15 protein-coding genes are annotated in these 14,034 nt (G+C 34.4%); 10 read left to right on the plus strand and 5 right to left on the minus strand.

Annotation, left to right across the window (positions count from 1 at the left end; genetic code table 11):
- Nucleotides 1–106: 106 nt before the first annotated feature.
- Complete coding sequence (locus ACPWSR_RS07765) at nucleotides 107–1,051, minus strand: phosphotransferase enzyme family protein (protein WP_426351111.1); 945 nt, start codon at nucleotides 1,049–1,051, stop codon at nucleotides 107–109.
- 50 nt (nucleotides 1,052–1,101) lie between these two features.
- Complete coding sequence (gene rsgA, locus ACPWSR_RS07770) at nucleotides 1,102–2,181, minus strand: ribosome small subunit-dependent GTPase A (protein ID WP_426351112.1); 1,080 nt, start codon at nucleotides 2,179–2,181, stop codon at nucleotides 1,102–1,104.
- 697 nt (nucleotides 2,182–2,878) lie between these two features.
- Between rsgA and ACPWSR_RS07775 the strand changes: the two genes are divergently transcribed.
- On the plus strand, nucleotides 2,879–5,179 hold the full coding sequence (locus tag ACPWSR_RS07775; RefSeq protein WP_426351113.1) for a glycoside hydrolase family 31 protein: 2,301 nt from the start codon (nucleotides 2,879–2,881) through the stop codon (nucleotides 5,177–5,179).
- Between the two features lie 149 nt (nucleotides 5,180–5,328).
- Here the strand turns inward: ACPWSR_RS07775 and ACPWSR_RS07780 are convergent, their stop codons facing one another.
- Nucleotides 5,329–6,714, minus strand: a complete 1,386-nt coding sequence (locus ACPWSR_RS07780) for an NAD(P)H-dependent oxidoreductase (protein WP_426351114.1) — start codon at nucleotides 6,712–6,714, stop codon at nucleotides 5,329–5,331.
- Nucleotides 6,715–7,087: 373 nt separating this feature from the next.
- On the opposite strand from ACPWSR_RS07780, the gene ACPWSR_RS07785 reads away from it, so the two are divergent.
- The 8 genes from ACPWSR_RS07785 (at nucleotide 7,088) to ACPWSR_RS07820 (ending at nucleotide 12,290) form a co-directional block, all read left to right on the plus strand.
- Nucleotides 7,088–7,411 (plus strand): ATP-binding cassette domain-containing protein, encoded by a 324-nt coding sequence (locus tag ACPWSR_RS07785; RefSeq protein ID WP_426351115.1) that lies wholly within the window; start codon nucleotides 7,088–7,090, stop codon nucleotides 7,409–7,411.
- Between the two features lie 2 nt (nucleotides 7,412–7,413).
- A complete protein-coding gene (locus ACPWSR_RS07790; protein WP_426351116.1) occupies nucleotides 7,414–7,776 on the plus strand; it encodes a hypothetical protein in 363 nt (120 codons plus the stop codon).
- Between the two features lie 58 nt (nucleotides 7,777–7,834).
- Nucleotides 7,835–8,374: a GNAT family N-acetyltransferase gene (locus tag ACPWSR_RS07795; RefSeq protein ID WP_426351117.1), complete on the plus strand. Its 540-nt coding sequence runs from the start codon at nucleotides 7,835–7,837 to the stop codon at nucleotides 8,372–8,374.
- Between the two features lie 49 nt (nucleotides 8,375–8,423).
- Entirely contained in the window at nucleotides 8,424–8,951 is a 528-nt protein-coding gene (locus tag ACPWSR_RS07800) for a GNAT family N-acetyltransferase (protein WP_426351118.1), read from the plus strand.
- A 40-nt stretch (nucleotides 8,952–8,991) separates the two neighbouring features.
- Nucleotides 8,992–9,432: a hypothetical protein gene (locus tag ACPWSR_RS07805; protein WP_426351119.1), complete on the plus strand. Its 441-nt coding sequence runs from the start codon at nucleotides 8,992–8,994 to the stop codon at nucleotides 9,430–9,432.
- A gap of 60 nt (nucleotides 9,433–9,492) precedes the next feature.
- Nucleotides 9,493–10,575: a serine hydrolase domain-containing protein gene (locus ACPWSR_RS07810; RefSeq protein WP_426351120.1), complete on the plus strand. Its 1,083-nt coding sequence runs from the start codon at nucleotides 9,493–9,495 to the stop codon at nucleotides 10,573–10,575.
- Nucleotides 10,576–10,729: 154 nt separating this feature from the next.
- On the plus strand, nucleotides 10,730–11,056 hold the full coding sequence (locus ACPWSR_RS07815; RefSeq protein ID WP_426351365.1) for a DUF2200 domain-containing protein: 327 nt from the start codon (nucleotides 10,730–10,732) through the stop codon (nucleotides 11,054–11,056).
- A 52-nt stretch (nucleotides 11,057–11,108) separates the two neighbouring features.
- Entirely contained in the window at nucleotides 11,109–12,290 is a 1,182-nt protein-coding gene (locus ACPWSR_RS07820) for a GNAT family N-acetyltransferase (RefSeq protein WP_426351121.1), read from the plus strand.
- Between the two features lie 59 nt (nucleotides 12,291–12,349).
- Here ACPWSR_RS07820 and ACPWSR_RS07825 read toward each other — a convergent pair whose 3' ends face one another.
- Both ACPWSR_RS07825 and ACPWSR_RS07830 read right to left on the minus strand, forming a co-directional pair.
- A complete protein-coding gene (locus tag ACPWSR_RS07825) occupies nucleotides 12,350–12,811 on the minus strand; it encodes a DMT family transporter (protein ID WP_426351122.1) in 462 nt (153 codons plus the stop codon).
- 11 nt (nucleotides 12,812–12,822) lie between these two features.
- Nucleotides 12,823–13,245 carry a DMT family transporter gene (locus ACPWSR_RS07830; protein WP_426351123.1) on the minus strand — a complete coding sequence of 141 codons (423 nt, stop codon included), beginning with the start codon at nucleotides 13,243–13,245 and terminating at the stop codon, nucleotides 12,823–12,825.
- A gap of 93 nt (nucleotides 13,246–13,338) precedes the next feature.
- Here ACPWSR_RS07830 and ACPWSR_RS07835 point away from each other — a divergent pair, with 93 nt between their 5' ends.
- Nucleotides 13,339–14,019, plus strand: coding sequence for a Crp/Fnr family transcriptional regulator (locus tag ACPWSR_RS07835; RefSeq protein WP_426351124.1), 681 nt, complete (start codon nucleotides 13,339–13,341; stop codon nucleotides 14,017–14,019).
- Nucleotides 14,020–14,034: the final 15 nt, after the last annotated feature.

The following is a 14,034-nucleotide window of genomic DNA, read 5'->3' on the forward strand; positions in this document are numbered from 1 at the left end:
ACTTATTGTAAATAAAGTGCCAGTCCAAAACATGGATTGGCACTTTTAAAATTTATTTATTAGTATTTCCTCAAAGAATAGTAAGAGCTTATTTAATGATGTAGCCTTACAAATCAATAGGCATTGTAAAAACATTTCTTCGTTTATCTAATAAACCCTTTAGCTTAATTCTTAAATCAATCATCCAATCTGGTTCATTGTCCCATTTTTCTTCAGTAGTGTGAAGGAAGCGGACATATCCATATAGATCAGAATATCTTTTGAAGATGGGGAATAATTTAATCATTTCATCGGAGATTGCATACTCTGAGCGGTAGCCCTGAATAAAATGGTTTATTGAAGCATCTAGCTCTTTTTCTGGCAAATATTCTTCTATGCTATCTAATGATTGCACTATGTCCAGTGCATACCAATGATACATCAAATCGTCAAAGTCTATTGGAGTATAAGTTTTTGTGGCTTCGTTATAAAATACGTTGTCAACTTCAAAGTCAAAATGAATGAGACCAAAATTTTCTTTTGTAGCTGAAAGCTTTGAAAAATAGCATCTAATCATAGATAATTCACCTTTTGCAAGAGTTTCCTCGGGATAGGTTAATAGTACATTTTCTATCCAGTCCATAATCTCTTTCCAATCTCTTCGTTTGTCTCCAATTGGGTTAAAAGTACTGCTGAGCTTATGGAGTTTTCCTAAAGCACTTCCTAAGCCGAAGATTATGTCCTTTGTTAAAGGTAGCTTTGTTACTTGTTTACCGGGTGCACTTTTAAAGGCAACGGCATAAAATGTCCCCCAAGGTGTGTTTACTACTTCAAGCTCCTTGCCGGACTTGGAGGGGATAGTTTCTACTGCAGGATAGCCGTTGTTTCTTAGATAACTTAAGAATTCAAGTTCAGCAAGTATCCCTTCTTTAGTCTTTTCCTCAGCAGGTGAGAATCTAAGAAAAAAAGTAGTACCTTGATTTTTACACCAATAAACCGCATTTGAAGAAATCCTAAAATATTTTAATAGATTAAGATCATCACAATCGTACTCCCAATTCTTGAGTATCATAAGGGCTAAATCTTTATTATCAAATAAATGCTTTAATTTTAACATTCAGTTTAACCTCTTTTCATATTTCTTTTATGATGATTGTATATCCTGTTGTTGGAATAGGATTTTTTATTATCTTGAAGGATTTTTAGTTCTTTAAGCTGGCTTTTATAGCTGTTAAATCTTTCAATAGTTAATGTTCCGTCTTCAATTGCATCTTTAACCGCACAGCCAGCTTCTTTATCATGGTTACAATTACTATATTTACATTTGTCTATTAAAGAGTAGATCTCCTGAAAGCTTTCTGAAAGAATGCCTTCGTCAGCCCATAACTGCAGTTCTCTAATACCTGGAGTGTCTATAACTGAGCATCCTGAACTATGAGATACAAGCTGACTGCTTGTGGTAGTGTGTCTGCCTTTACCGTTAGAGCTGCTTGCAGCATTGGTCTTTTGTTTTTCATCACCGAAAAGAAAATTAACAATAGTAGACTTGCCTACTCCTGAAGAGCCAAGAAATACAACTGTTTTTCCACTACATAAAAATTTATCAAAGATATCCATATTTATATTCTTTAAGACACTTATAGAATAAACGTCTATATCCGTAGCAATGGAATATATCTCATTTAAATAATGAGATATATTATTGCATAGATCACATTTGTTTAACAGTATTATTGGATTTGCACCGCTACTACGAACCAGAGTTATATATCTCTCGATTCTGCATATATTAAAATTATTATCAAGACCGCTTACAATAAATGCAGTATCTATATTTGAGCCGATAATTTGTTCTTCAATATTACCACCTACGATGATGCCATTTTTAATTTTTCTTCCACCGGATATCGCAAGTTTACGGGCAAAATAACTCTTTCTAGGTAATATGGCGTATATAATAGCTTCAGTATCACTAATTATTTTTATTGCCACCCAGTCACCAACGGCAGGATAGTCCTTTTTTATATCTGCATTATACATAAATTTGCCACTTAGTTTACTGTTAAAGTCACCTTTTTCTGAGCGAACAATATAGTTCCCTTTATACTGAGTTATTACTCTTGCTGCAACGAATCCATTGTTTGAATAAGGAATAAAATTATCTTGAAAATACGTGTTCCAACCTAACTTTTCTAAACTCATAAAGTCTCCTTCTCTGTACTAAGCTAAATTTTAGCTTAATTAAATTTTTAAGCTTAATTTGAGTTTCAGATAAAGCTATATGAAGTTCTGAGTGAATTAAAACTCGCAAAAATTCATTTGTTAAAGTTATTTAAAAAAGAACATAAAAATACCACAGCAAGTTTAACCTACTGTGGCATTCTAAATATTTGGACATAAAAAATACACGATAACCTATACCGTGAATTCTAGCACAAACTATTAAGGCTGAAAGGTTAAATGAAAGTTGTTCAAAGGGCATAGGAAATAAGCATTACACTAAGTGCTTATAAAGTCCTTTGGACCAATATGCAATTATTTTAAAATCACCTCATATAACTTTTGCATAAAAACAAATCACTCCTTTCACCCAAATATTTACATTAAGCTTTATCCATAATATACCATATAGCTATTATGTATACAATGCTTTATTAATATTAAATTTCTATAGCGGATATAAATTTGGATTAAAACTATGATTATTTCGTAGGAATAAGACAATCTATGATTTTACATTAAAGGGAAAGTATGAGATTATTGTTCGTAGATAGCTTAATCAATATGCTGTATAAAAGCTGCGTAGATGTCTGTACTGATGTAATAATAGAGTAACTGTAAAGGATTAAGCTATAGAGCTTTTATAAAATAAACAAAGCAATAAGTGGGGGGACTAAGTATGTTTGGAAGAATTACAGATTACAAAGTAAATAATCAGATAGTAGAAATTAAATTTGAGAAAAGAAGTGGACAAGTTGAAATAATCAACGAGTCTATTGTAAATATATTTGCAGCATTAGAAACACAGGAGCATCGCTCTAAGGCAATAGAAAATTTTCAAAAGAAGCAGGTTTCATACCATGTGGAAAGAGAAGAGGACTGTATTGTAATCACCACCTCAAAGGTAACTGTAAAGGTTTATGATGAGTTTAAGGTGGACTTTTATGATAAGGATGGTAAGGTCTTATGTAAGGACTACAGAGGAAGAAGGCAGAGGGGCATTGTACTTACAGAAGAGGATGCAGAGTTGATGGCTGGGGAAGGACATGAGGTAGAGGATGCTCCTGAGGATTATAGCATTCAGATTTTAAAGGAGCTAGAGGGAGACGAAGCCTTTTATGCTCTTGGTGATAAGACAGGCTTCTTGAACAAAAGAAATTATGTTTATGAAATGTGGAATACCGATAATCCGGCGCCTCAAGTTGACAGCTTTAAGGCACTGTATAAATCAATACCATTCTTCATCACCCTAAAGAAAGATAGCGTATATGGAATATTCTTTGACAACACCTATCGTTCTTATTTTGATATGGGGAAGGAAAGCAGCAAATATTATTATTTTGGCTGTGATAATGGAAATTTAGATTATTACTTCATAGCTGGAGACAAAATGACGGACATAGTTACTGGCTACACCTATCTTACAGGGACGGTGCCTGTCCCTCAGCTCTGGACCTTAGGTCATCATCAGTCGCGCTGGGGCTATAAGTCAGAAAAAGAAGTAAGACAGATAGCCAAGAAGTTTAGGGATAATGATATACCTTGTGATACTATTCATCTAGATATTGACTACATGGATGAGTTTAAGGTCTTTACCTGGAATAAGGAAAGGTATGAAGATCCAAAGAAGATGATTGGAGACCTAAAGAAGGATGGCTTTAAAATAGTCACCATTATAGATCCAGGTGTAAAGCTTCAAGAAGGCTATCATATATATGATGAAGGAGTAGAAAAGGGCTGCTTTGCCACAACCCCAGAGGGAGAAATCTATGTTAATGCTGTTTGGCCAGGAGATTCGGTTTATCCGGATTTTGGCAAGCCTGAGGTTCGATCTTGGTGGGCCAATAATCAAAGGTATTTACTGGATATGGGAGTTAGAGGTGTATGGAATGATATGAATGAGCCAGCTAGCTTTAGGGGGGAGCTCCCTCAGGATGTGGTGTTCTATGATGAGGAGCTAAGGGCTACCCATAGCAAGATGCATAATGTATATGGACATTTAATGTCAAAGGCCACCTATGAGGGCTTGAAGGAAAATGACAAGAAAAGACCTTTTGTTATAACAAGGGCCTGCTATAGTGGCTCACAAAAATATTCAACGGCCTGGACTGGAGATAATCATAGTATTTGGGCACATTTACAGATGGCCATTCCTCAGCTGTGCAATCTAGGCTTAAGCGGCATGTCTTATGTAGGCACAGATGTAGGTGGCTTTGGCTCTGATACTACTCCTGAGCTTTTAGCCAGATGGGTACAGGTTGGCTGCTTCTCTCCATTGTTCCGTAACCATTCCTGCATGGGGACAATCCGTCAGGAGCCCTGGCAGTTTGGGGAAGAAATAATGAATATCTATCGTAAGTATGTACAGCTTAGATATGAGCTTCTTCCATATTTTTATGATCTATTCTTTAAGGGAGAAACCACTGGTCTTCCTGTTATGAGACCGTTAATTTTACATTATGAAAAGGATCAGAATTTAAGGGATAGAAATGATGAATTCCTCCTGGGAGAAAATATCCTGGTAGCTCCTGTAGTAAATCAAGGTGATACACAAAAACTGATATACCTACCTGAGGGCTTATGGATTGATTATTGGACAAAAGAAGAAAAGAAGGGTGGAAGCTACTATGTGAAAGAAGCTCCATTAGATGTGTGTCCAATATATATTAAGGCTGGAAGCATTATTCCGAACTACCCTAAGCAGAGCTATGTTGGTGATAAAGAAATAGATACCTTGATACTGGATATATATTTAGGTGAAGGAAAGTACAAGCATTATCAAGATGATGGAGAATCCTTTGACTATAAGGATGGAAAGTATAATGAATATTTATTCACTATAAATTCTGAAGGTATTTTTACAGCGGAGCTCCCTAACAAGGGCTATGAAAAGGAATATAAAGGATTTGTACTTAAGTATAATAATACAGAAAAGTATGTGGAATTTAACGGAGACAAGCTAACCGTTAAGCTAGTATAAAAAAGCAATAGAATAATTAAACATAAGTTAATATGTAAAATAAAAACTCAGGATAGACACAAAAAATGATATGCTCCCTTTATGAGAGACAGTGAAATAATAAACACTGTTAATCATGAAGGGAGCATATCTCATTAAGACCGATTTAATTAAGTGGCTGGGTCATCTACTATTTTCTTTAAGGATAAAATCATAGAGGGCTTTATTTGCTCAGAATAAATTTCTTTTCTTACTTTTGGAATTTTGCACATGAGAATAAGTATAATATTTTTTATTCTGGCTTTATAATTCCTCTGTGGGAAATCATACATATTAAGTGCTTTATAAGCTTTATGATCAGCGACAAATGGAAAACGCAGGTTTCCCCATACTTCATCTCTAAATAATTTCATGCCAGCGATACCAAGAAAATTAAAAGGCTTTTTGTAATTAGTGGTTGAGAATTTAATAAGGTTATGGGAAAAAGCATAGAGCTGTTTATCTATTTCTATATTTGAATCATACTCATCTGTAACGAAGCCAACTAAATTAGCTCCCTGAAATTGAACATAAGATTCTAGTATTTGTCTTAAATTAGGTATTTGCATTAAGGGACCAGAGATAATAAAGCCAATTTGCTTATCAGAAAGCATGGGGGTATGAGTATTAAAAAATGCTCTGTCTAAGAATCTCTTCCATGCATAAGATAAATACCGGTACTTAATGGCACCAGCAAACACTATGATATCCGCTGTCTTTAATTTGCTATTATAAAAGTTTATAAAATCATCCTTATCCGTATAAGCACACTCATAGTTATAACCACATTTTAGACAACCCAAGCAGCCACCCTTTATAGTTAAATCCTGAAGGTTAACTACTTCTATAGCTGTAGAAAAAGAGGTTGTGAACTTATCAATCATATTTTTTAAATTAATATCTTCTAAAGAATCCGCTACTAAAACTACTTTTTTGTTTGAAGAATCTATTTTATCAAAGCTAGCTTCAGGAGCATATTCTTTTTTAAAATACCTTACTGGGCTGTAGTTTTTTGAAGTAAGTATTTTATTTTCTATTGCATCAAAAAGGTTTTGAGCAAATTGTAATAAATTTTTCCTCATAGCTTCCTTTTCTAGGTCATACATTTCTGGAGTAAAACAATCCACATAATTCATATTTAAATCATCACAGATAGAGTTCATGTAATTTACTGCAGTATTATCAAAAAAGTGAATTGATGTGGTAAGAACAGATGTATACTTCTCGCTAAAAGCATATTCAGCATTCCTTTCAAAAATCAGTTCAATAAACCTTTGATAGCTAGAATGAACTGTACAAACATAAAGAGGGAAGGCCCATATAATTCCGTCACTTAACTGAATTTCTTTGATTATTTCATCAAAAGCTTCTGTATCTTTTTCTATTTGATTAATCCTTTGTGCAATGTTAAATGTTTTTAGCTCATGGTGTTTAAACTTTTTTTGAATATAGTTTATATACTGCATAGTAATGCTGATTTCTCCTTTAGGACTCCCATTTAAAACTATAATTTTCATTTACAACCCCCAATTCCATACTTTTGAATATATGCTTTTATTATAATGTTTTTATCATGGATAATAGTAGATGCTATAAAATATATTTACATATATTACAATTAATGTAAGTGTATACTTGTAATTTTCTAGTGTCAACAGGATAACATATAAATTTAATTAGATAATTATATGAAATGGTGACTGGCACATGAGTTATGACTTATGACTTATTACTTATTTCATAATCAGCATGTGCTCTCGTGATAAAAAGTTTTTAAAGCTATGCTTTAAACAATCACTAAAAAACCATTATATGGTATAATTTAGAAAATGCAACTGAATTGCTGTAAAATTATGAATAAGAAGATTACAAACTAGTGGAGGGATTGGATTGTACGCGATAGAAGTTTCTAATCTTAAAAAGAGCTATGGAAAAGTACAGGCCTTGAAAGGGGTAAGCTTTCAGGTTAAGAAGGGGAGGATTACTGCCATTCTTGGTTCAAACGGCTCGGGAAAAACTACCACGATAAAAAGTATCTGTAATTTGATAATTCCTGAGGAAGGGGAAATCAAGCTTCTGGGAGAAAGTAACAGAAAACAGATAAAGCATATATCTGCCCTCTTTGAAGGTACGAGAAATCTTTACTGGAGGCTAACCCCCGTGGAAAACCTCAGATATTTTGCAGGGATAAGAGGCTTGAGGGGAATATCCTAGCTGTGACAGCACCGATATTTCTTGGGGTATTCAGTATCATAGGAATAGGTATGATATTTGGTGGACTGGCTATTATCTTTAAAAGAATCAATGCTATCCTCAATATGGTCCAGTACTTTCTAATTGCTCTCATATTCCCCACAGAAATAGGAAATGAGATTATCAGTAATTTTATAATTCCCTTCAGACCTTCCGTTATCAGTGTATATGGAATTATCCTGGGGAAGATATCTCTTGTTGATTTATCTCTAACAGATTACCTGTTTATGATAGCAAATTCATTAATATATTTTTCTATAGGCTTATTCTTCTTCAAAGGATGTATTAAGGTAGCTAAGAAGAAGGGACTTATGGGACAGTACTAGCAAGTTATTAGGAATAAGTGACTATTTTGCATAAGCATTTAAAGAAAGAGGTGTAATGATGTCTGAAATTAAGTTAATGAAACCAACAATTGAATATGCTGGGGATATACTGAAGTTTCGTGAGGAGATATTAGCTTCACAGGATGAAGACAGCTTTGCAGGTTGCTATAACTTGGACAGTTATTTATCTGTTGAGGAATGGATAAAGGATGTCTCCATGCTGGAATCAATAGAAACTTGTCCAAAGGATAAGGTGCCATCTAATGTCTATGTTGCAGTTCGCTTGTCTGATAATAAAATTGTAGGAATGATTGATTTCAGACATCATATAGATCATCCTGTTTTAAGTGTTTGGGGTGGCCATATCGGATACTCCGTACGCCCTGATGAAAGAAGAAAAGGATACGGAAAGGAAATGCTAAGACAAGTGCTACAAAGCTGCAAAAATCATGGCTTAAGCAAGGTTATGATTACCTGTGATTCTATTAATATAGCCAGCGAAAAGACCATTATTGCCAATGGAGGAGTTTTTGAAAAAGAAATTTCTGTTGATGATATCAAGATGAAGCGATATTGGATATATCTTCAGAAAAACTAAGAGGTTTACATTGCAACAAAGATAAATGAGAATTTTAGGGAGATATATCATGAGAGATAATGTAGTAATTACAGAAACTGATAGACTGATTCTGAGAAGGTATATAGAAGAGGATTTACAGGATTTATATGAATACCTGTCAAATCCTAAGGTTGTAGAATTTGAGCCTTATAAGACAATGACTATTGACGAAGTAAAAAGCGAATTGGAATGGAGAATATCCACAGATGAAATGATAGCTGTTCAATTGAAGGCTTCCAATAAAATGATAGGCAATATATATTTGGGAAAAAGAGATTTTAATGCTGTGGAGATAGGCTATGTTTTTAACGAAAGCTATTGGAAGAAGGGATATGCAAAAGAGAGCTGTGAAAGGCTGATTGAATTAGCTTTTAATAGTGGAATCCATAGAATATATGCTAAGTGCGATCCTAAAAACAAAAATTCTTGGGAGCTGTTAGAGAAAATGGGCTTTATTCGTGAAGGTCACTTAAGAAAGAGTGTTTTTTTCTGGAGAGATGATAATGATCAGCCAATTTGGAAGGATACCTTTATTTATGCAAGGCTATATGATTAATTTACTTTATAAATAGCACTATTAATGGGAGGAAAATAATATGGTAATCGGAATATTTGGAGAAAGCTGTGTGGGTAAGTCAACACTGGCTGAGAAGCTCAAAGAACCGTTGAAAGCAGAATTATATACAGGCAAGGAATATCTTCGTTTAGCTAAAAATGAGGCTGCTGCAAGGATAGCATTTCAGACGAAGCTAAATGAAGCCGTTTCAGGAAATCATATAATCTATGTAATTTCAGAAAAGGAACATCTGCCACTTCTTCCAGAGGGTGCTCTCCGTGTTTTGGTTACGGCAGATTTAGATACCATAAAGGAGCGATTTGCTAAGAGGATGCATGGCAATCTACCAGCTCCAGTAGCTGCAATGCTGGAAAGAAAACATGGCTGCTTTGATGGAGAGGAACATAGTATCCATGTGGTGTCAGGACAAACTGATTTGGACGAGGTGTGTGTGCAGATTAAGGACATGGTAGATGGATAAACACTTTTATATACAATTAGAAAAAGAAAAATAATCTTCGCTTTTGAAAGGATGTTCATCATGAAGGATTTCATTGAGAATATATGTAATCAATGGGCAGAAAGTAGCAATTTCAGTGGTGTTTGCATGCTTAAAGTAAAAGGTGAAACGGTCTTTGAAAAAGCCTATGGATATGCCAACAGGGCATTTAAAATACCTAATAGTATCGATACAAAATTTGATACTGCATCTATTACAAAGCTATTTACAGCTGTAGCTATACTTCAGCTTATTCAGCAAAATAAACTTAACTTTGAAGATAAAATTGTAGATATAATAGATTTATCAGGGACAGAAATACCGGCAGATGTTACTATAGAGCAACTTTTAAATCATACCTCTGGAATAGCCGATGATGCTGATGAGGAAGCTGGAGAGGAATATTCAGCTCTGTTTATAGACAAGCCTAATTATGCAATTAGAGAATGTAGGGACTTCCTGAAAAACTTTGCTTATAAAAAACCGAATTTTAAAGCAGGAACAAGTGTTAGATATTGCAATTGTTCTTATGTTCTTTTGGGACTAGCTGTTGAGAAAATAACTGGTATGAATTATAGAGGCTATGTCCACATAAATATTTTTAGAAAAGCAGATATGAAAAACTCTGGTTTTTTTTCAATGGATGGAATTAATGAAAATACCGCAGAGGGATATAAAAGTATCAGGAATGAAAGTGGAAAAACTATAGGGTACAAAAAGAATATTTACTGTTATCCTCCACAAGGAACACCAGATGGGGGAGCATATACTACGGCAGAGGACATTAACAAGTTTATTTCAGCAATTAAAAATCACTTGCTTTTGAATGATAAATTTTCAAATATATTGCTAACCCCACATTGTGAGTTTATACAGGAGGAAGAATGGTATGAGATTCCTGGATTATACAAAACAAATGGTTATGCTTTTGAATTTTTACTATTAAAAGATACCGATAGACCATTTTGTATATATAAAGATGGACAAAATGATGGAGTATCTGCTAAGTTCTCATATTATCCAGAAAAGGATATTACTTTGGTATTATTAGCAAATCAAGACTGTAATGTTTGGACAATGACTAAAGAGATTCAGAAAGAAATATATAAAAGATATTATCAGTAATACTCATTTTTAATTTAATATCAGCAGATATATTTATGTATATATCATAAAGCTTTTGGTATTAAAAGAAGATAATTAAGCTATGGAAGTGAAAACAGTAAAGAGAAAACCATATAAGGGAGGGTATCTTATAGTGAGGAATAATATTAATACAATGAGCATAGCAAAGGTTTACCCACTATATGTTAAGAAGGCAGAGAGAAAAGAGCGTACAAAAGCAGAAGTAGATGAAATCATCTGCTGGCTCACAGGCTATAGTGAGGAAGAGCTTGAAGCTCAGCTGGAAAGAGAAGTGGATTTTCAGACCTTCTTTGAGGAAGCACCAAGGCTAAATCTCTTGAGAAATTTGATTAAAGGTGTAATCTGTGGTGTGCGAATAGAGGATATCAAAGAGCCAACCATGAAGGAAGTCCGCTACTTAGATAAACTCATCGATGAGTTAGCCAAAGGAAAAGCAATGGATAAGATTTTGAGAAAATAAAAATATAATTTCAGTAGATATTTCTGCTAAAAAGTAGATAGGAGTGAAACTGATGACATATGAGATAATTCATTTATCAAAAGACAAGTGGAAGGATACTATACTTCCCATAGGATATACCACAGATAAGTACTACGATGTTACCATAAATAAGACAGATAGGGGCTTTGCCATTGATATAGAAAAGAAAAACTTTCAAGAGCCAGTAACTCATACACCAGAAGAATATGATTTTCCTGATAAGCTGTATAAAGATCATTGGGAGAATGCTTATGCTTGGGGAGTAGTGATTGATGAGAAGCTAGTTGCGGCCATTGAAACAGATCAAGAATTGTGGTCAAATCGTTTGAGAATTACAGAGCTTTGGGTAGCAGAGGAATATCAAAAACAAGGAATAGGACATGCACTAATTGAGGTGGCCAAGGGGCAGGCAAGAAGGGAACGTCGTCGTGCAATTATATTAGAAACCCAATCCTGCAATGTTAATGCAGTGGATTTCTATCTTAATGAAGGCTTTACCTTGATTGGCATGGACACCTGCTGCTATAAGAACAATGACCTGCAGAGGAAGGAAGTAAGACTAGAGCTCGGATGGTTCCCAGAAGAAAAGAAGAATCTAAAGCTTGAGGAAATAGAAATTAGAAGAGAAACAGAGGATGATTATTATCAGGTAGAGCTGATGACACAGCATGCCTTCTGGAATAAGTTTGTCCCTGGATGCACAGAGCATTACCTTGTCCATAAACTGCGCACAGATAAAGATTATCTTTCAGAGCTCAGCAGAATAGCGGTAAAGGATGGAGAGGTTATAGGTTGCATAATGTATTCAAAGTCAAAAGTAGTGGACGGAACCGATGTTCATGAGGTTATAACCTTCGGTCCCCTCTGTGTAGAGCCTAAATGGCAGGGATGTGGAGTTGGAAAGCTGCTATTAAAGGAAACCATGAAGCTAGCGGCAGATAGAGGCTATAAAGTGATTGTTATATTTGGTGAACCAGATTATTATCCCAGATTAGGCTTTAAGACCTGCGATAACTTCAATATTACCACCGCTGATGGTACTAATTTTGATGCCTTCATGGGTATTGAGTTAGCAGAAGGGAGCATGAAAGGCATAAAAGGAAAGTTTCATGATGCCGAGGTTTTTCATAGTATTCCAATGGGAGAGGTAGAGGAATATAATAAGAAGTTCCCACCACTAAGGAAGCTTAATTTTCCTGGGCAGTGGGATTAATATGTATACTATTTTTAAAAAAGGATGCTCTAGAGAATTACCTCCAGAGCATCAAATTTTTATACCTCTTCAATTAGCCTAAGATTTTCTTCCTTTTCCTTCTCATCAATCTTTACGTTAATTATAAGCCCAATTATAAACAGAACCCCTCCAATTATCTTTCCAGGAGATAGGACCTCAAAATATACATAGTCTATAATAGCACTGGTAAGTATTTGACCGATAAAACGGAGGAGCACTATATATACCGCTGGCAACTTAGAAACTACTAGATTAGCCAAGTAGGTTGTTAAAACACCGATGAAGCCTCCTAAAAAGTAGGGGAGAGGGATTCCTCTTAAAGAGCTGTAATCAGGAGTGAATCCTATCATTACGGCACTAAGTATAAGGGAAGCTACAGCGGCTACTAAATAATTTATATAAACTCCATTTATCATCCCTTCCCTTTGTGAGACCTTTCCGCCTATTATCATGTTTATAACTATTGAAACTCCTGCTAAAAGTGAAAGTATTATATACATAATATTACCTCCTATAAAATTATCATTGATGCAATACCGAGAGAAATTACAGAAAGGCCTAGTAATTTCTGTTTTCTTATTCTATGAATAGGCATACCAAAGAGTCCAAAGTGATCTACGAGGCTGGACATAATAAGCTGACCAAATAGGGACAATGAGCTTGCCATGGTTACTCCTATATTAGGTATGGTAAAGTTGTTTAAAAGTATAGTTACGAGATTCAATATCCCTGGGATAAGAAATATTATTGGTAGCTTCCTTAAGCTTAAAAGTTTAAATTTCTTTACCCTAGAAATTCCAATAATCAGGATAAGTCCTAGGGAATAATATATAAGTGTACTTCTGTAGGGCCCTATTATACCTGTGAGCATTCCATTGAAGAATACCATTATGGCTAGGATAACTCCATTTATAAGTGAAAGCTTTTTATACATCTATGAATCACTTCTTTCTTTACAATTATTTACTAATAGAATAATATATTGATAATGATTCAGACGTGACCTATGTCATGTTAAGGAGGATTTATGAAAAGAATTTTAGATAATAAGCTTTTAAAAGCTTATATTGATAAACATAATATAGAAGAAATCTTTCATGAGGATTTAATTAAGATTATGGAGCTTCACTACTATGAAAAGAATGAAAGCATCTTTATAGCAGAAAGTAATCTAGAATACTATTATTTGCTTGTGGAGGGCAGGGTTAGAATTTCATATCTTTTTGAGAATGGAAAAGCAATGATTTTAAAGGTTTATAGGCCCTTCAACACCATTGGAGATTTAGAGCTTTTAAAGAATCGGCCCATTACTTGCGATATTGAAGCCATGGAGGACACCTATTTAATAGCTATTTCTTCAGATATCTTAAGAAAAGCTTATATGGATAATCCTCAGTTTCTCCGCCATTTAGTTGATACCTTAAGTGAAAAGCTGCATGCTACTATAAATAACAGCTCTTATAATTTTGTGTATCCCCTTATAAATAGATTATCCAGCTACTTAGTTGATTGCCTGGGAGATAAGGGTTATATAGATATTACCTCCTCGCTGCTGCAAATTTCTCAATTTTTGGGGACAACCTATAGACATTTAAATAGAACCATAAAGGAGCTTGAAGAAAAAGAAATTATAAAGTACGAGAATAAAAAGATATATGTACTTGATGAAGCTAAGCTGCGGGAGCTCTCTAAGAATTTATATGTTTAATATAGATTTCTAATA

Origin of the sequence: Alloiococcus sp. CFN-8 (assembly GCF_049943125.1) — a bacterium.
GTDB lineage: Bacteria > Bacillota > Clostridia > Clostridiales > Clostridiaceae > JAEXZL01.

Coding starts and splice junctions, on each gene's coding strand:
- ACPWSR_RS07765 (WP_426351111.1), bottom strand. CDS start 1,051: ATGATACTCAAGAATTGGGAGTACGATTGTGATGATCTTAATCTATTA.
- rsgA (WP_426351112.1), bottom strand. CDS start 2,181: ATGAGTTTAGAAAAGTTAGGTTGGAACACGTATTTTCAAGATAATTTT.
- ACPWSR_RS07775 (WP_426351113.1), top strand. CDS start 2,879: ATGTTTGGAAGAATTACAGATTACAAAGTAAATAATCAGATAGTAGAA.
- ACPWSR_RS07780 (WP_426351114.1), bottom strand. CDS start 6,714: ATGAAAATTATAGTTTTAAATGGGAGTCCTAAAGGAGAAATCAGCATT.
- ACPWSR_RS07795 (WP_426351117.1), top strand. CDS start 7,835: ATGTCTGAAATTAAGTTAATGAAACCAACAATTGAATATGCTGGGGAT.
- ACPWSR_RS07800 (WP_426351118.1), top strand. CDS start 8,424: ATGAGAGATAATGTAGTAATTACAGAAACTGATAGACTGATTCTGAGA.
- ACPWSR_RS07805 (WP_426351119.1), top strand. CDS start 8,992: ATGGTAATCGGAATATTTGGAGAAAGCTGTGTGGGTAAGTCAACACTG.
- ACPWSR_RS07810 (WP_426351120.1), top strand. CDS start 9,493: ATGAAGGATTTCATTGAGAATATATGTAATCAATGGGCAGAAAGTAGC.
- ACPWSR_RS07815 (WP_426351365.1), top strand. CDS start 10,730: ATGAGCATAGCAAAGGTTTACCCACTATATGTTAAGAAGGCAGAGAGA.
- ACPWSR_RS07820 (WP_426351121.1), top strand. CDS start 11,109: ATGACATATGAGATAATTCATTTATCAAAAGACAAGTGGAAGGATACT.
- ACPWSR_RS07825 (WP_426351122.1), bottom strand. CDS start 12,811: ATGTATATAATACTTTCACTTTTAGCAGGAGTTTCAATAGTTATAAAC.
- ACPWSR_RS07830 (WP_426351123.1), bottom strand. CDS start 13,245: ATGTATAAAAAGCTTTCACTTATAAATGGAGTTATCCTAGCCATAATG.
- ACPWSR_RS07835 (WP_426351124.1), top strand. CDS start 13,339: ATGAAAAGAATTTTAGATAATAAGCTTTTAAAAGCTTATATTGATAAA.